This is a genomic window from Melittangium boletus DSM 14713 (assembly GCF_002305855.1).
GTDB lineage: Bacteria > Myxococcota > Myxococcia > Myxococcales > Myxococcaceae > Cystobacter > Cystobacter boletus.
The window spans coordinates 9,045,789-9,062,698 of sequence record NZ_CP022163.1 but is presented as its reverse complement, the minus strand read 5'-3'; the positions used below and the strand labels follow the sequence as shown (position 1 = coordinate 9,062,698).

The 16,910-nt window shown below is 70.6% G+C and carries 10 protein-coding genes; 8 read left to right on the top strand and 2 right to left on the bottom strand.

The features are described from left to right. The first annotated feature begins 1 nt into the window (after window position 1). Window positions 2-2,032: a hypothetical protein gene (locus MEBOL_RS37480; RefSeq protein ID WP_095981897.1), complete on the top strand. Its 2,031-nt coding sequence runs from the start codon at window positions 2-4 to the stop codon at window positions 2,030-2,032. Next, on the top strand, window positions 2,029-3,369 hold the full coding sequence (locus MEBOL_RS37475) for a hypothetical protein (RefSeq protein WP_095981896.1): 1,341 nt from the start codon (window positions 2,029-2,031) through the stop codon (window positions 3,367-3,369). The genes MEBOL_RS37480 and MEBOL_RS37475 overlap by 4 nt, the downstream gene beginning before the upstream one ends. A 1-nt stretch (window position 3,370) precedes the next feature. On the opposite strand, the gene MEBOL_RS37470 is transcribed toward MEBOL_RS37475, so the two are convergent. Next, window positions 3,371-4,459 (bottom strand): L-dopachrome tautomerase-related protein, encoded by a 1,089-nt coding sequence (locus MEBOL_RS37470; protein WP_095981895.1) that lies wholly within the window; start codon window positions 4,457-4,459, stop codon window positions 3,371-3,373. Between the two features lie 179 nt (window positions 4,460-4,638). On the opposite strand from MEBOL_RS37470, the gene MEBOL_RS37465 reads away from it, so the two are divergent. Continuing rightward, window positions 4,639-5,334 (top strand): response regulator transcription factor, encoded by a 696-nt coding sequence (locus MEBOL_RS37465; RefSeq protein ID WP_095981894.1) that lies wholly within the window; start codon window positions 4,639-4,641, stop codon window positions 5,332-5,334. After that, complete coding sequence (locus MEBOL_RS37460; protein WP_095981893.1) at window positions 5,303-6,907, top strand: histidine kinase dimerization/phospho-acceptor domain-containing protein; 1,605 nt, start codon at window positions 5,303-5,305, stop codon at window positions 6,905-6,907. Before MEBOL_RS37465 ends, MEBOL_RS37460 begins: the two co-directional genes overlap by 32 nt. A 13-nt stretch (window positions 6,908-6,920) precedes the next feature. On the opposite strand, the gene MEBOL_RS37455 is transcribed toward MEBOL_RS37460, so the two are convergent. Next, the gene (locus MEBOL_RS37455) at window positions 6,921-8,189 is read right to left on the bottom strand and encodes a DnaA N-terminal domain-containing protein (protein WP_095983247.1); all 1,269 of its coding nucleotides are present in this window, start codon (window positions 8,187-8,189) and stop codon (window positions 6,921-6,923) included. Window positions 8,190-8,506: 317 nt separating this feature from the next. On the opposite strand from MEBOL_RS37455, the gene MEBOL_RS37450 reads away from it, so the two are divergent. From MEBOL_RS37450 to MEBOL_RS37435, 4 genes are all read left to right on the top strand, one after another. Continuing rightward, window positions 8,507-10,165: a methyl-accepting chemotaxis protein gene (locus MEBOL_RS37450; protein ID WP_095981892.1), complete on the top strand. Its 1,659-nt coding sequence runs from the start codon at window positions 8,507-8,509 to the stop codon at window positions 10,163-10,165. 180 nt (window positions 10,166-10,345) lie between these two features. Then, a complete protein-coding gene (locus MEBOL_RS37445; RefSeq protein ID WP_095981891.1) occupies window positions 10,346-10,621 on the top strand; it encodes a hypothetical protein in 276 nt (91 codons plus the stop codon). 31 nt (window positions 10,622-10,652) lie between these two features. Then, window positions 10,653-11,249, top strand: coding sequence for a hypothetical protein (locus tag MEBOL_RS37440; protein ID WP_095981890.1), 597 nt, complete (start codon window positions 10,653-10,655; stop codon window positions 11,247-11,249). Between the two features lie 119 nt (window positions 11,250-11,368). Next, window positions 11,369-16,909, top strand: coding sequence for a type I polyketide synthase (locus MEBOL_RS37435; protein ID WP_170115671.1), 5,541 nt, complete (start codon window positions 11,369-11,371; stop codon window positions 16,907-16,909). Window position 16,910 lies beyond the last annotated feature (1 nt).

Here is a 16,910-nt window from a genome sequence, read left to right as displayed (position 1 = left end):
CATGACGCCAGGCGTTGTCCCAGTGCTCCTGGCCGTGCTCTTACTGCTCACGGGGTGCGCCACGGGGCCGCCGCTCGGAGGGCTGCTCCATGGGCCGCGGTTGGGGGTGTCTGTCGTCCAGAAGAGGTTGGAGGGAGGTGCGGGGGGATTTCCTCTCCGGGAGGACGCCTGTGGAGGCACGGCTGAGTTGGAGGGCTGGCCGGAGCTGGGCGCGAGAGACACCGAGGCGCTGCTGGAGCCCTGGCTGAGGTGTCCCTCGCCCGCGGACTACGTCGCCCTGCAGAGGAGGGTGGACATGCCCCGGCTGGTGGAGGCGTTGGATGACTGGGGCGCGGTGCGCCTGGGGGCCCTGGGGCCGGTGAGAGAGGACGCGGCCGAAGTCCTGGTGCGCAAGCGCGCCGCCTTCCTGCTCATGGCCACCGAGCGTTATGGCCCGGTGCACGCGGAGGTATTCGCCCTCTTCGTGCTGCACTCGGCGCATGACGACGAGGTGGAGGCGCTGCTGCGCCTGCTGGCCCGGGACAAGCGGTTGGGGCAGACGCTGGCGCTCATGCCCACGGTGCGCGCGGAGTTGGAGGCGAGGGGACTGCCCCTCTCGGCCTACCCCGAGAGGGGTGAGCGGGCGGGGGACGTGCCCAGGGGCCTGGCCCGCGCCGCGAGGGACGCGCTGTCCACCATTCCGGTGAATGACGGCCTGCGCTACGTGGAGTTGTCGGCGCGGTGGGCACAGTTGCCCGCGCCCTACCGGGAGGCGGCGTACGAGGTGGAGCGGGCGTTGACGCTGCGGCACCTCGCTCCGGGCCGAGTGGTGGTGGGCAGCTTCGACGCGGTGACATTCGGAGTGCCGTTGGGCTTCTACTACCTGGCGGCGGGGACGGGAGAAGGCCTGGCCTCACTGGCGAGGGGCGAGTACGAGCGGGCCACGAGGGAGCTGGCGCCCGCGGCCCTGGCGGTGACGCTGTACGCGGGAGGCCGAGGGGTACGTGCCCTGGGGGAGCTCGGGGTGCCGCGCCTGGACTCACTCCAGGTACTGGGGCGGCAGTGGGGGACGCTCCTGGGGGCGGATGGGGTGAAGGCGTTGCTCGAGGAGATTCGGGCCCGGCGGGAGGCGGCCTATTTCGTGGCCGAGGGAGGCATGGAAGCGGCGCTGGCGTTGCACGAGGGCAGGGGAGACGTGGCGCGGGCCCAGGCGTGGCTGTCCCAGCAGAAGCCCCAGCGCACGGGCCCTTCGGTAGGCAACGGCCTCGGGGGCATGGCCGCGCTGGTGGATGAGGGGGCGGGACTCACCCGAGAGGTGGTGGAAGCACGCCTGGCGCTGGTGGAGCGCGAAGCCGTGGGCCCGCGTCTGCCCCGGGACGTGGCGGTGTTGGAGCGGCAGCGGCCCACCCTGGAGGCACCTCCACCCGAAGCCGAGGGCAACCCGCGCTGGGGCGAGTACGTCGCCTACCGGGAGAAGCGCCTGGGGGAGCTCCGCCAGGGACTGGCCGCCGAGGGGCCGCTGCGCTGGGAGGCCTATGAGGTGATGCGGGGGTGGTTCGCCCGGGGGCTGGCCTTCGAGCACCGCATGGTGGAGTTGCTGCGGGCCGACGCGGCCTTGCCCCGGGAGGCGCGGCGCTTTCTCGGGGACTTCCACCAGCCGCGTGTTGAGCGGTCCGTGGGGGTGTGGAAGCCCGGCACAGGCCTGCGCTACGCGGATGTGCTCGTCGTGGAGCAGCGTCCGCTCCCCGGTCAGATGCCTCGCGTGGAGACCTTCAGCTTCAAGAGCCGAAATCTCGTTCGACTGGAGGGTGCATCCTTGGACGCGCAGATGCTTGCGGACACGAGGGATGCCCTGAGGTACTACGGCGAGACGCTGCAGATCCGTCGACCCACTCTTAAAAACCTCGTTGGCGAGAATCGCGATGTGCCAGTCGCAAGGGTTCGTCTCATCTATGAGGGCGGCGAGTTCAAACCCAGGAATGTCAAATCCTTGGAGTCTGTCGTGACCGAAACCGAGAGAACGGTCAAGGGCGTGGAGGTGTTGTTCCAATGAAGGTGCTGAAGTTCCACAGCCTCAAGGACGAGGACTACCTCCAACTCTCTTTTGAAGGCGCGTTTGATCCTCAAGCCCCATTGGAGCGCGAATTGGAACCCTTCCTCCAAGCATTTGAGACATGCGCGGGCGAATGGATGCCCGACGTCGTCAAGGGCAGGCGGCAACGCAAATACTCCCGTTCTTCCTTCTGGAAGGCACTCGAGGAGCAGCGTGAAGACAACAGCACGGGACTGGGACTCTACCGGACGCAGTGGCCCCCATTGGATATAGCGCTTCGTCTCTGGTTTCCGCCGCTGCCTCCTGAACTGAGAATCTTCATCAGTGTAAAGCCCTTGTCCTTCTTCGCGGAGGAGGAGCGTTGCCGTCAATTCGTGGAGATGGTGCGCCTCTGGGCTTCTCGCTATCCCGTTGCTCATACCTCGGCCCACGGCATCGATGACATGCTGTTGTCGGGTTCTCCCTACTTCGGTCGGGATGAAAAAACCGCACGCAGGGACGGATTCGACAAAATCTACGAGGTGTTCTGGCTCAATGTCTTTGGACCGAAGCTGGTGGAGTCCGTGGGCCGCGAGCGCATGCTGTCCACGCCCGCCCACCGGGTGGAGGCGTTGCCCAACGGCTCCGTCCTCCTGGTGCTCTGGCCCACTCCCGCCGACTTCGCCAGCGACGCGGCGCGGGAAGTCCAGGCCCGTGCCCATGTCCACCTCCGGCCGGAGCTCGACTACCACACCGTGCTGCGCTCCCTGCGCGAGCGCAGCGCCGCGCTCGCTCCCGTCGAACCCCACTTCCACCCGGACATGGCGCCTCTCCTCTCGCGCGTGGTGGACCTCACGGCCAGTCACCAACGCTCGCGCAAAATCACCGAATTGAATGCCTGGCGCCCTCCCGAGCCCGAGGAGTGGCTGCCCGCCCACGCCGCTCTTCCCTCGGACGTCGAGGACGTGGAGCGCGCGTGCGCGCACTACCGCTCCCTCGCCGAGCACCTCGTGGCGCTGCTGCACACCGACGTGCCCTCCGTCTTCGAGGCCTCTCCCGCGTCCCTCACGGACATCGACTTCTACTTCTGGCGCGAGGACTTCCCCTCCACCCGCTTGAGGGCCAACATCGACGCGCACGCGGTGCCCGCCATTGGCGCCTACCTGGGTGAGGTGCTGGTGCGCCACCTGGGCGGCCGGTGGATTCCTCGCCAGAAGCTCGAGGAGTCCCAGGTGCTCGTGGGTAACCGAGTCTGGTTGCCCTTCGCCCGGGCCTGTCACTCCATGCGCTCTCGCCAGTCCCTTCTCGACTCCTCCCTCTCCTGGCTCTTCCTCGTCGCCTCTCGCCTCCGCTCCTGAGTCACCGCACCCGCAGGCGCAGCAGTTGAATGGGCCAGGTGGTGCGAGCCTTCCCCTCGTTGAACAGCGCCACCCGATCCATCTGCGGAACGGGCAGCCACAGCCAGCCATCCTGGGTGAGATAGGGCGCGTCCACCCAGTGCAGCCGGGGATCCGCGATGACCGTCTCGATGCGTCCCTCCGGTGTCCGCTTCTTGATGGCATCCTCGGCCAGGTCGCCGAAGTAGAGGTCTCCATTCTCGTCCAGCGCCGTTCCTCCCGTGGGCGGCAAGTCGGCCCAGGGCTCGACGTGGGATGCCACGGCCTCGGGCGACAGGCTGGCGTCCTCCAACCAGCGCGTCTCGATGCGGGACCAGGGCCCGTGGAGGGACGCGAAGTAGAGCCATTTTCCGTCGGGACTGAGTTCCAGTGGATCCGCGTGTACTCGGAGCACGCTGCCGTCCGGTGCCTTGACGGGCTTGCCCTCCAACAGGATGGGCCGATCCATGGGCGCCGTGGTGGACGGGGCGTTGTCCAACACCCGCCGCGCGGCGCCCGACTCCAGGTCGAGCACGATGAGGCCCGGACGGCCCGCGTCGGTCAGGTAGCCCCGGGTGCCATGGATGCGGATGTCATCGACGTAGCTCTGGGGCGTCGCGATCTCGGCGCCCAGGGGGTACACCCGGCTCACGGTGCCGTTCTTCAAATCGATGCGGACCACCTTCGCTCCGTCCGGCAGGGGGGCGCCTCCGAAATCAGGGGCTCCGGTGTCGATGACCCAGAGCGAGTCCTCCGGGCCTCGGTGGATGGCATTGATGTTCACGAAGGCCTGGCGAGCATCCGAGCCGGGGCTCCATGCGTTCCAGCGCTCGTCGGGGTAGGCGTGCGGCTGGCCCTCCGCATCCAGCAGGGCGAGGGCGGGGCCCCGGCTGCCCGTCCAGCGCGGTCCGCTGACGAACACCCGTCCGTCCTCGGAGAGGGCCACGGCGTTCCAGATCAGGTCGCGGCTTTCGGCGGCGACGACGAGCGACGAGGGAGAAGGCGTGCGAACCGCTGGGGAGGAGCACGCGCTGAACAGCAACGCGCTCGCGGCGAGCAGGGAGGTTTTCACGTCGAGATTCCTCGGGAATACGGGGTCGTGGGCAACAAACTGGCCCAGGCCGCGGCTCCCTGGAATCGACAGTTGTGAATTCCCACTATGCGTTCGCGCATGCCGCCCGCTCCCGTGGTCGAACGCACGTTAAAGTGCGCTCCACCGGAGCAACTCCCCGGGGCGAAGAGGACGGGAACGTGACGGAGCGCGCCTCCTTGTTGGTGGTCGATGATGATCCGCACCTGCGGGAGGTGGTGACGTTCGCCCTCTCTCAGGCGGGCTTCCACGTGGAGCAGGCCGCCAACGGCCGGGAGGGCCTGGCGCAGGTGAAGCGCTCGGTGCCCGCGCTCATCGTCCTGGACATCATGATGCCGGAGATGGACGGGCTGGAGATGTGCCGCGAAGTCCGCCGCGCCCACGAATGCCCCATCGTGTTCCTGTCCTCGCGCGACGATGAGGTGGATCGCATCCTCGGTCTGGAACTGGGGGGCGACGACTACATCACCAAGCCCTTCAGTCCCCGGGAACTGGTGGCTCGCGTGAAGGCCGTGCTCCGGCGGGCCCGCGCCACCGCGGCCCCTCCCACGACCCCCCCGTCTCCCGTGCTCGGTCGCGGGCCCCTGAGGCTGGATGTGGACCTGTGGCGCGCGTACTGGAACGAGCGCGAGGTGGTGTTGACGGTCACCGAGTTCCACCTGCTCGCGGCGCTCCTGCGCGCTCCGGGAAAAGCCTTCACCCGGGACGAGTTGATGACCCGCGTCTATGACGACGTGGTGGTGAGTGATCGGACCATCGACAGTCACGTGCGCCACATCCGGCGCAAGTTCGCCGACGTGGGCGGTGACGTCATCCAGACGGTGCATGGCCTTGGCTACCGGCTCGCGCTCCCCTGAGGCCCGGCGCCCCCGGGCGCGGCTGTGGATGGTGTTCGCGGCCGTGGGCCTGGGGGCCTTCGTGCTCGCGTTGCTCGGCCTGGTGTTCCTGCGTCTCTATGACGATCAACTCATCCGCCAGACGGAGTCCGAGCTCATTTCCCAGGGAGTCGTGGTCTCGGAGCTGGTCCGGGTGCGGCTGCACGAGCGGGGAGTGGGGGAGAGCTACGGGCTGAACGCCTTCGCGCCTCCGCCACCGACCCTCTCCGCGGAGTCGGGATTGCGGCCCCTGCTGCCCTCGCTCCGGGCCTCGGCTCCCGTGTTGCCCGCCGCCGAGATGCCGCCCCGGTCCATCCTCCCCGCGGATGTCCATGCGTCCGAAGCCGGGGAGCCGCTGTCCGCGTTGCTCGTCGAGGTGGGGCGCTCCACCCTGGCGGGCATCCGCGTGGTGGACTTCCAGGGCGTGGTGGTGGCCAGCAACTACATCGATCGGGACACCTCCCTGATGGCGCGCGAGGAGGTCCGGGCGGCGCTGCGCGGCGAGCCCCGGTCTGTCTTGCGTCAGCGCTTCTCCTCCCATTCGGATGCGCCCCTGGCCTCCCTCAGCCGCAACGCCGGGGTGCGCGTCACGGTGGCGCTGCCCGTGCTGGAGTCGGGCCGGGTCTGGGGCGCGGTGGTGCTCTCGCGCACGCCCATGACGCTCGCCAAGGCCGTCTACGCGGACCGCTGGAACCTCACCGCCACGGGGCTGGTGCTCCTGAGCGTGGTGGCGCTCATGTCGCTCGCCGGGGCGACGTTGGTGGTCCGTCCCGTGCGCGCCCTGGTGCGCCAGACGCGCGACATCGCCGCCAGCGCCCCCGAGGGCTTCGCGCCCGTGTCCCACCCCGTGGTGCGCGAGCTCGCCGAGCTGTCCGAGTCCCTGGCGGGCATGGCCACCGCGTTGAGGGATCGCAACCAGTACATTCGCTCGTTCGCGGCCAACGTGTCCCACGAGTTCAAGACGCCGCTCGCCGCCATCCAGGGCGCCGTGGAGCTGCTGCGCGACAGCGCCGGGAGCATGTCCCCCGAGCAGCGCGAGCGCTTCCTGGCCAACATCGACGCCGACGCCCGGCGCCTCACCCGGCTGGTGCAGCGGCTGTTGGAGCTCGCGCGCGCGGACTCGCTGGTGGCCCGGCCCTCGCGCACGGAGGTGGCTCCGCTGCTCGAAGCGCTCGCGGAGCGCGGCCGGGCCGAGGGCCTGTCCGTGGAGGTGGGCGCGGTGCCCCCGGGGCTCGTGCTGGGGCTGCCCGTGGAGGTATTGGAGGACCTCCTCTGGCAGCTCATCACCAACGCGGCGCAGCACGGGGGCGAGGGCGTGCGCGTGCGGCTGGAGGCCGAGCCGGGGCGGGTGGTGGTGCGCGACGACGGGCAGGGCATCTCCGCGTCCAACCGGGCCCGCGTCTTCGATGCCTTCTTCACCACGGCGAGAGAGCGGGGCGGCACCGGGCTCGGGCTGACGATTGGCCAGTCCATGCTGCGTGCCTTCGGGGCCCGGCTGGAGCTGCTTCCCGGCGAGGGCCGGGGCGCCGCCTTCGCCGTGGTGGAGGAGCGATGAATCGAGGGGGGCGTCAGGCCCCCGTGGCCCGCCGCTCCGCGTCCGGCGTGGCCAGGCTCCAGCGCACCCCCGCGAGGCCGAACTCGCGCACCAGGCCCTCCACCAGCTCGCCGTAGTTCTCCTCCACCCACTGGAGGAAATAGGCGTCGGGGACCGCGAGCACCAGCGCTCCCTCCTCCACGTCCACCGGACGGGCCTGGGCCAGCCAGCTCAGCGCGTAGCGTTTGCCATGGTCCTTGAGCCAGGTGAGGCAGTCCTTCCAGCGGCGGCCCGCCTCGGTGGACACGTCCTCGGACGCCTCCTCCGCCGGGGTCCGCTCCGGGAGGGGTTCCAGGTAGCGGCTCCACACCCGGGGTGAGCAGAACGCCTGGGCCGTGCAGCGCGGCTCGCGCGTGCGGCCCCACTCCGAGTGAAGATAGCCGCGCCAGGCCGCCTGGAGCCGATGCTCGTCTCCGCCCACCTTGTCCAGCGCGAAGCGGTACCAGCCCGCCCACGTCCGGGGTTGTTCCTCGGCGGGGAGGCCGGGCAGGGTGCGGCAGCGCTCCTCCTGACAGGCCTCGAAGAAGGCCTCGGCCCGTCCGGGCGTCTCCGCGGACACGTCCCGGGCGGCTCGCGCGGCGGTCACGGCCGCCTGGAGCCGTTCCTCCGGAGGCGGGGACGCGGGCACCATGTGCATGCCCGGCAGGCAGCGCTGGATGGGCTCCGGGTCCGGGGCGGGGGACTGCTCGCTCGTGAGCGGCGCGAGGGGGACGGGTTGGATCCTTCCCGCGGCTGCAGCAGAAGAAGTCTTCTTCTCATTCTCCTTTTCCTTCTTCCTTCTGGAGGTGGACGTCCCGGGCGTGTCCGACGGACGTCCCTCGGACGCGCCGGACGACTTCGTGGCGCGCTCCCGGCGCTTGCGCTCGGCCTCCTTCCTCCTCTTTTCAAGGACTTGCACGTAGCGATCGCACAGGGTGAGGCGCACGCCATCCTCCTCGCGCACGAGGATCCGGGCGCGCAGCAGGGCGTCCCAGAAGGCGCCGGGGGTGCCCGTCCACCGGACCGCGCCCTCGAGGGCCTCGCACCACACCGCCTCGTCCGCGGACGCGTCCGGCACCTGTCCGTGGGACGTGGCGAAGCGCTCGAAGCGCCCGGAGGGCAGCGCCTGCACGGCCCAGATCTGGAGTTCCACGATGGAGCCCAGGAAGGCGCGCCGGTCCATCCCCAGCGTTCTCGCGGCGCACACCGCCTCGAGGCTCATGGGGAAGCCCACGTCCACCTGCACCCAATCCAACCCGGCCATGTCATCGCCTCCCGTGGCGCCACCCCGGAGCCCGTCCACCCCCCCGCGGCTGATCCTCCCGGAAGGCCTGGCGGCGGACATGGCCGGGCCTGGGCGGGAGGAGCGCGGGGGTGAACCTGATCCGGAGGTGATCCACGCTCGCGATCTGAGTCGTCACCGCCCGCCCGTCTACCCCCCGGCTTTCCGGGTCCGCGTGGATCAACGGATCCAAGGCCCTCAAATGTCGGGCAGTCCCGGCGCGTGTAGCGCCCGCCACAGGGTGCTACAGGCTGATCCGTGCTTCGGCTCGTCGTGGAAAAGGTCTAGAGAAAGGTGTCATGAGCATCGGAAAGAAGATCGCCCTGGGGTTCGGGCTGTCGCTGGTGGTGTTGCTGGCCGTGGCGTTGGTGGCCTTCCTGGGCGCGCGGCAGCTGCGGACGACCACCGCCCTCCTGGTGGACAGCCGGGATCAGGGCCGCCTCATGCGCGCCATCCGCGCCCTCATCGTGGACGCGGAGACGAGCCAGCGCGGCTTCATCATCACCGGTGATACGACCTATCTGGAGCCCTACCGGCAGGCGCTGGCGGAGCTGGACATGGAGCTGGCCAACCTGCGCCAGCACCTGGCGGATGATTCCGAGCAGCGCGTGCGGCTGGAGAAGCTCGAGCCGCTCGTGCGCGAGCGGATCTCCACCCTGGAGAACACACGCCGGCTGCGCGAGCAGCCCAATGGAGTGGAGGCCGTGAACCAGATGGTGCGCACGAGCGCGGGCCGGGGCCGGCAGCTCATGAACCAGGTGCGCGAGGGCTTCGACGAGATGGTCATCGCCGAGGACGCGCGCTGGGATCGTCTCGACAAGGAGGCCCGTGACAGCGTGCGCTTGAGCATGCTGGTGCTGGGCGGGGGCACGCTGCTCGGCCTCCTCATCGTCGTGCTCGGCAGCTACCTCATCACCCAGAGCATCACCGTCCCCTTGTCGAAGCTGGTGCAGGGCACCGTGCTGCTCGGCCGCGGGCAGCTGGCGCACCGCATCGACGTGGTCAACTCCGATGAGACGGGAGAGCTCGCCACCGCCTTCAACGCCATGGCCGAGCGGCGCCAGGAGGCCGAGGCCCTGTTGGCCAAACAAGCCCAGGAGCGCGAGCACACGCTGCGGACCGTGGCCGAGTTCGTCAATCAGCTCGCGGGCACCACGTCGGAAATCCTGGTGAGCACCACCGAGCAGGTGGCCGGCGCCCAGGAGCAGGGCAGCGCCGTGGCCCAGACGGTGAGCACCATCGAGGAGCTGGCCCAGTCCTCGGATGAGGCGGCGGGCCGGGCGCGGGCGGTGAGCGATTCAGCGCGCCACTCCGAGGAAGTGGGCAGGGGCGGCCGACGCGCGGTGGACGAGGCCATCGCCTCCATGAACGCCGTGCGCGAGCAGGTGGAGTCCATCGCCTCGCGGATTCTCGCCCTGGCCGAGCAGGCCCAGGCCATCGGCGACATCATCACCACCGTCAATGACATCTCCGAGCAGACGCACATGCTCGCGCTCAACGCCTCCATCGAGGCGAGCCGGGCCGGAGAGCACGGCCGGGGCTTCGCCGTGGTGGCCGCCGAGGTGAAGGCGCTCGCGGACCAGTCCAAGAAGGCCACCGCCCAGGTGCGGCAGATCCTGGGGCAGATTCAAAAGGCCACCCAGGGCGCGGTGATGACCACGGAGGAGGGCACCAAGAGCGTGAGCACGGCCACGCGCGTGGTGACGCAGACGGGCGGCACCATCCAGATGCTGAGCGACCTGCTCAGCCAGGCGTCGCTCACCGCGGCGCAGATCTCCGCCTCCGCGAACCAGCAAGCCACGGGAATCGGGCAAATCCGCCAAGCAATGAGAGACGTGAGTCAGGCCACCCAACAGACGCTCACCAGCACCCGGCAGACGGAGCAGGCCATGCAGGACCTCAATGCGATGGGCCAGAAGCTCAAGGGGCTCCTGCGGGAGTACGGCCGCGGCCTTTGATTGTGACGCATCTTGTCGTCAGTGACGAACTGTCGGATAGTTCGCACTGGCCGCATGACTTTTTATTTCCCACGTTCTCAGCGCACACGAATTCTCCTCGGCCTCTCGGGGCTGGCGGCCCTGTTGTGCGCCGGGGGTGGGTACCTGGCGCTCGCCGCGCCAGCTCGGGCAGCGGCGCCCATGGGCAATCCGCTGGGGGGGCTCGAGCACTCCGCTTCCGACCAGGAACCCTTCCTGGGCCAGGTCGAGGAGCAGCTCCGGGCGGGGCCCTACACCTACTGTTCCGTGCGGCGTGATGACGGTTCGTCGGTGTGGGTCGTGACGATGGGGAAGGGCGAGCCTCCGGGTACCCGGGTCCAGGTCGTCAGCTTCGGACGCCGCACCGATTTCCAGTCCTCGCGTCTCAAACGCACCTTCGCGGAGCTGTGTTTCGGCACCGTGTCGCGCGCGCGCTAGGCGTCGTCTCCCCCCCACCGGATCGCCCCGCATGAAAACCACGAGCTCCCTTCGTCCCCTCTCCTCGCGCCCCCTTCGTTCCGCCCTGCTTCCCCTGGGTTTGATCCTCCTGGGCGCTTGTGGAATTCCGGATCCGACGCCCACTCCGGCGCAGCCCGCGCCCACGCTGCCCCAGGAGTTCGCTTGCGAGGACGATGACCTCAAGGTGTCGCTCCCCATGACGGGCCCCGGGTTCGACTCGGCCACGGGCAGCGCGAAGGCCCCCGTCCAGGAGCACTACCTCGCCGTCACCACCCTCATCGTGGTGGGGGAGGACCCCAACTCCGGTCCGCGCATCAACGAGCTGATCGGCGGCATGGTGGGGCCGCTCATGGGCAATCCGGGACTCGTCGCCATGTCGCTCTCGGGCTCGGCCAAGTGCGGCTACGGGCGCACCATCTCCATCTGGAAGGACGAGGCGTCCATGTACGCCTTCTTCACGAGCCCCCTTCACGTCGCCGCCATGAACGAGGCGCCGGCCATCAGCCGTGGCAGCACGAGCACCCACTGGGAAGTCAGCGCCCAGGACGTCAACATCTCCTGGGATGTGGCGCGCGCGAAGCTGAACGAAGCCCTGCTGTCCCGCTGAGCCTCCGTTTCCGTTGACCGTCTCCCTGGCATGGACCGGGGCGTCTCGTGCCCATGTGGGCGTGGGACGTCCGGGGTCTCGTGCGTCCTGAAAGTCCCTTTCCGAAGGATCCGATCCTCATGAGCGAGCGTTCCCCGAGCGACATCCCCGCCAGCCCCGAGCCCATTGCCATCATCGGAATCGGCTGCCGGTTTCCCGGCGCGGCCAACCCCGAGGCCTTCTGGCGCATGTTGTGCGACGGCGTGGACGCCATCCGGGAAGTGCCCGCGGAGCGCTGGGACGCGGACAGCTTCTACGATCCCACCCCGGGCAAGCCGGGCAAGGCGGTGACGCGCTGGGGCGGCTTCATCGAGCAGCCCATCGGCGCCTTCGACGCGCGCTTCTTCGGCATGTCCCCGCGCGAGGCCTCGCACCTGGATCCGATGCAGCGCTGGCTGCTCGAGGTGACGTGGGAGGCCATGGAGGACGCGGGCCTCGTGCCCGAGCGGCTCGCGGGCAGCCGCACCGGCGTCTTCATGGGCGTGTTCACCGAGGACACCAAGGTCCTGCAGCTCAGTGAGAGCAACCGCGAGCTCATCGGCTCGCACACCGGCACCGGCACCGCCATGACCATGGCGTCCAACCGCCTGTCCTACTGGTTCGATCTGCGCGGGCCCAGCGTCTCGCTCGACACCGCGTGCTCCTCGTCGCTCGTGGCGGTGCACCTGGCCTGCCAGAGCCTGTGGAGTGGCGAGTCCTCGCTGGCGCTCGCCGGGGGCGCCAACGCCATGTTCCGCCCCGAGTTCACCATCGCCGAGTCCAAGGCGGGCATGCTCTCGCCCGACGGGCGGTGCAAGACGTTCGACTCGCGCGCCAACGGCTATGTGCGCGGGGAGGGCGCGGGCGTGGTGGTGCTCAAGCGGCTGTCCGACGCGCTCGAGGACGGGGACTCCATCTACGCGGTGATCCGCGGCACCGCGGCCAACCAGGACGGCCGCACCCCGGGCATCACCGTGCCCAGCAGCGAGGCGCAGAAGGCCCTGGTGCGCGAGGCCTTCCAGCGCGCGGGACTGCCTCCCTCCCAGACGCGCTACATCGAGGCGCACGGCACCGGCACCCCCGTGGGCGATCCCATCGAGGCGCGGGGACTCGGCGAGGTATTCAGCGAGGGGCGTCCCGAGGGCGAGCACTGCCTCGTGGGCTCGGTGAAGACGAACATCGGCCACCTGGAGGCGGCCGCCGGCGTGGCGGGGCTCGTCAAGGCGGCCCTGTGCCTCAAGCACCGCCAGATTCCGCCCCACCTCCATCTGATCAACCCCAATCCGAACATCGACTTCGACGCCCTGCGCCTGCGCGTGGTGCGCGAGCTCCAGCCCTGGCCCGAGGGGCCCGGTCCGGCGGTGGCCGCGGTCAACTCCTTCGGTTTCGGTGGCACCAACGCCCACGTCGTGCTCGCCGAGGCGCCCGCGCGCGCGTCCGAGGCCGCTCCGGCCGAGTCCGCGCCCACGCTGGTGGCGCTCTCGGCGCGCAGTGGCGAGTCGCTGCGCGGTCTCGCCTCCGCGTGGCGGGAGCGGGCCCTGGCCCAGAAGGAGGCGGGCACCCCGGCTCCAGCGCTCCCGGCCCTGGCGGCCACGGCGGCCCTCCGGCGCGGCCACCATGGACACCGGTTGTCCGTCGTCGCGCGCTCGTCCCAGGAGCTGGCCGATTCGCTCGGCGCCTTCCTCGCGGGCGAGGAGCGGGTGGGGCTGTCCTCCGGGCAGGTGAATCCCCAGGCGCGCGCGGAGCTGGCGTTCGTCTACACCGGCATGGGCCCCCAGTGGTGGGGCATGGGCCGCTCGCTGCTCTCCGCCGAGCCCGTCTTCCGGCGCGCCGTGGAGCAGTGCGATGCCTTCCTGGGCCGCTGGGCCGACTGGTCGCTCATGAAGGAGCTGACGGCCGAGGAGGCACAGTCGCGCATGGGCGAGACGCGCATCTCCCAGCCCGCCAACTTCGCCATCCAGGTGGGCCTCACCGAGCTGCTGCGCTCCTGGGGCATCACCCCGGCCGCCATCGTCGGCCACAGCACCGGCGAGGCCGCGTCCTTCTGGGCCGCGGGCGTGCTCGGGCTCGAGGAGGCGTGCCGCGTGGTGTACCACCGCAGCCGGCTTCAGCACCGCACCTCCGGTCAGGGCAAGCTCGTGGCGGTGGGCCTTCCCTTCGAGGAAGCGCTCGCGGCCATCGACGGCCACGCGGGCGTGTCCGTGGCCGCGGTCAACAGCCCCCATTCGGTGACGCTCGCGGGGGATCCCCAGGTGCTCGAGCGGGTGACGGCTCCGCTCGCCGCGCGTGGTGTCTTCACCCGCTTCCTGCGCGTGGACGTGCCCTTCCACAGCCACTACATGGATCCGCTGCGCGAGGAGCTGCTCGACGTGCTCGCGGACTTGAAGCCCCAGCGCGCCCAGGTGCCGCTCTACGCGACGGTGACGGGCCTGCGCGCCGAGGGCCCGGAGCTGGACAACGCCTACTGGTGGCTCAACGTGCGCGATCCGGTGCGCTTCGCCATGGCCACGGATCGGATGATCCAGGACGGCTACCGCACCTTCCTGGAGGTGGGTCCGCACCCGGTGCTCGCGGGCTCCATCCAGGAGTGCGCCCAGAAGCGCGGCACGCCGGTGCGCTCGCTGCCCACGCTCAAGCGTGGCGGCGATGACGTCCCCGGCATGCTCGCCTCCGTGGGCGCGCTCTACTCGCTGGGCGTGGAGCCCACCTGGAGCGCGCTGCATTCCAGTCCGTCTCAGCCCGCCGACCTGCCGCTCTACGCGTGGGATCGGCAGATCTACTGGGAGGAGTCCGCGGCGGCCCGTCAGGATCGGATCGGCCGCGCCAGCCACCCGCTGCTCGGCAAGCGCCTGGGGTCCGCTCGGCCCACCTGGGAGACGCGCGTGGACAAGCGCTCGCCGGCGTGGCTGGAGGATCATGCCGTCCAGGGGGCGGTGCTCTTCCCCGGCGCGGGCTACATCGAGATGGGTCTCAAGGCGCTGCGCGAGGCCACCGGCCGCGTCCAGGGCCCCGTGGAGCTGCACGGCCTGCGCTTCGACAAGGCGTTGTTCCTACGGGACGAGCCCACGACGGTGCAGACCGTGGTGGATCCCGACACCTTGCGCTTCACGGTGTACAGCCGCGCGAGCGCCATGGACGAGACGTGGCTGCGGCACGCGACGGGCTCGCTCCGCGCGGCGACTCCCCGGCCGGCGAACCCCGGACGGCTCGCCGCCCTCCAGGAGGCGTTCCGCTCCGTGGAGCTCCATGGCCGTGACGCGTGCTACGCGCGCACCCGGGAGCTGAACTTCGGCTACGGGCCGTGGTTCCAGGGCCTGGCCCAGGTGGCGTCCCGGGGCCGCGAAGCGCTCGCCCGCGTCGAGCTGGAGGCGGCGACGCCCCAGGTGCTCACCGGGTACGAGAGCTTCCCCGCGCTCCTGGACGCGTGCTTCCAGGCCATGCTCGTGGCGCCCGTCTTCGGAGGCCTGGAGATGAGCACCTACCTGCCCGTGGGCATCGATCGGCTCACCGTCCATGCCCCCCTGGTGGGCCGTCTGTGGGTGCACGAGCGCGTGTGCTCGCTGGACAAGGAGAGCATGGTCAACGACTTCGAGGTGTATGACGACGCGGGCCGGCTCCTGATGTCCATCGAGGGGTTCCGCTCGCGCGCGCTCGAGGTGTCGGCCGGCGCGGAGGCCCTGCGCAACCAGTTCTACGAGCTGACGTGGCGCGAGGTGGAGCCGGGCACGCGCCCTGGGCATCAGGCGGCGCCGGGCACCTGGCTGCTGCTCTCGGACGAGACGGGCGTCGCGGCCTCGCTCGCGGCGCGGCTCGAGGGACTGGGCCACACCGTCTTCCAGGTCCGTCCCGGCCCGGACTTCGTGGCCCCCGCGGCGGGCGGGACCTTCCAGGTGAACCCCTCGCGGCCCGAGGACTTCCCGAGGTTGCTCGGCGCCCTGTCCGCGAAGCCGGAGGCCCTGGTGCACCTGTGGGGCCTGGACGCGCCCGCGCCCGACGCGCTGACCGCCTCCTCCCTCATGGACGCGCAGGCCCCCGGCTCGTTGGCACTGGTGCACCTGGTGCAGGCCGTGGAGGGCGCGACGTGGCCCCAGCCGCCCCGGTTGTGGGTCCTCACGCGCGGCGCGCGGCAGGTGTCCGGGGACACGCACCCCGTGGCGGTCGCCCAGAGCCCGTTGTGGGGCCTCGCCAGCTCCCTCTTCCAGCAGGAGCACCCCGAATTGGCCGGTGGCGTGGTGGATCTGGAGGCCGTGGCTCCCGCCGACGAGGCGGAGCGCCTGCACACCCTGTTGTGCGAGCCGCCCGTGGACTTCCAGCTCGCCCTGCGCGGCGGGCGCGTGTGGAGTGATCGGCTGGTGCCCGCGCCGCACCTGGCGGAGGGCTCGCTGCCGGCGCGGCTGCGTCCGGACGCCACGTACCTCATCACCGGCGGACGCGGCGGCCTGGGCCTGGTGTTCGCGCGCTGGATGATCGAGCGCGGAGCGCGCCGGCTGGTGCTGGCGGGCCGCACGCCCCTGCCCGAGCGCCGCGACTGGCACACCGTGGCGCCGGACTCCCCGGCGGGCCGGCAGATCGCCTCCGTGCGCGCGCTGGAGGCCCTGGGCGCGAGCATCCACCCCGTGGCGATGGACGCGGGCAACGAGGCGCAGGTGCGCGCCTTCCTCGAGTCCTTCCGCCGCGAGGGGTGGCCGCCGATCCGCGGCGTCATCCACGCGGCCGGTGTGTCCATGCCCTCGCGCTTCTCGCGGTTGAGCGCCGCCCAGTTCCTCTCCACGGTGGAGCCGAAGCTGGCGGGCGCGTGGAACCTGCACCGCCTGCTCGCGGACGAGCCCCTGGAGCTCTTCGTCCTGTGCTCGTCGGTGGCCTCGCTCGGCTTCTCCATGGGCATGGCGGACTACGCCGCGGGCAACGCCTTCCTCGACGCCGTGGCGCTGGCGCGGCGGCAACTGGGCCAGCACGGCCTGGCGGTGAACTGGGGCGCCTGGGGCGAGGTGGGCATGGCGAGCCACGAGCTCGTCGCCCGGGACTTCGAGTGGCGCGGCATCACCCCCATCCGTCCGGATCAGGGCGTGGAGGCGCTGGAGCGCTGCCTCGGGCATGACCTGGGACAGGCCGTCGTCCTCGGCGTGGACTGGCCCCGGCTCCTGAGCTCCAACTACCCCACGGCCACGCCTCCGCCGTTCCTCCAGCCCATCACCGAGCGGCTGGCGGCGGCCCAGGCCGAGTCCGGCGACAAGGGCAAGCAGGGCGGGGGAGAGATCCGCTCCCAGCTGGCGTCCCTGGAGGATCCCGCCGAGCGCACCCGGGCCCTGGAGGACTTCCTCCACGCCACCATCGCGCGGTCGCTGGGACTGGCGGCCGAACAGCTCGAGCGCAAGCAGCCGCTGCAGACCTTCGGGCTGGACTCGATCATCGCCGTGGAGCTGCGCAACCAGATCGAGCGCGGACTGGGCGTGGGCCCCACGCTGGTGGAGCTGCTCAAGGGCACGAGCGTCGAGGCGCTGGCGGCCCTGCTGCTGCCTCGCCTGCCGACGAAGGCGAAGGAGGAGGAGGACGAACTCGACGCGCTCGCCGCGCAGCTCGAGGAACTGCCCAGTGACGAGCTGGAGGCCCTGCTCGCCGCGGAAATGAAGGAGACGGCCTGAA

Bases quoted from the DNA above. Each gene is read 5' to 3' on its own strand.
- MEBOL_RS37450 (WP_095981892.1), top strand. From the start codon at position 8,507: ATGAGCATCGGAAAGAAGATCGCCCTGGGGTTCGGGCTGTCGCTGGTG.
- MEBOL_RS37435 (WP_170115671.1), top strand. From the start codon at position 11,369: ATGAGCGAGCGTTCCCCGAGCGACATCCCCGCCAGCCCCGAGCCCATT.
- MEBOL_RS37455 (WP_095983247.1), bottom strand. From the start codon at position 8,189: ATGGCCGGGTTGGATTGGGTGCAGGTGGACGTGGGCTTCCCCATGAGC.
- MEBOL_RS37445 (WP_095981891.1), top strand. From the start codon at position 10,346: ATGGGCAATCCGCTGGGGGGGCTCGAGCACTCCGCTTCCGACCAGGAA.
- MEBOL_RS37480 (WP_095981897.1), top strand. From the start codon at position 2: ATGACGCCAGGCGTTGTCCCAGTGCTCCTGGCCGTGCTCTTACTGCTC.
- MEBOL_RS37475 (WP_095981896.1), top strand. From the start codon at position 2,029: ATGAAGGTGCTGAAGTTCCACAGCCTCAAGGACGAGGACTACCTCCAA.
- MEBOL_RS37460 (WP_095981893.1), top strand. From the start codon at position 5,303: ATGGCCTTGGCTACCGGCTCGCGCTCCCCTGAGGCCCGGCGCCCCCGG.
- MEBOL_RS37440 (WP_095981890.1), top strand. From the start codon at position 10,653: ATGAAAACCACGAGCTCCCTTCGTCCCCTCTCCTCGCGCCCCCTTCGT.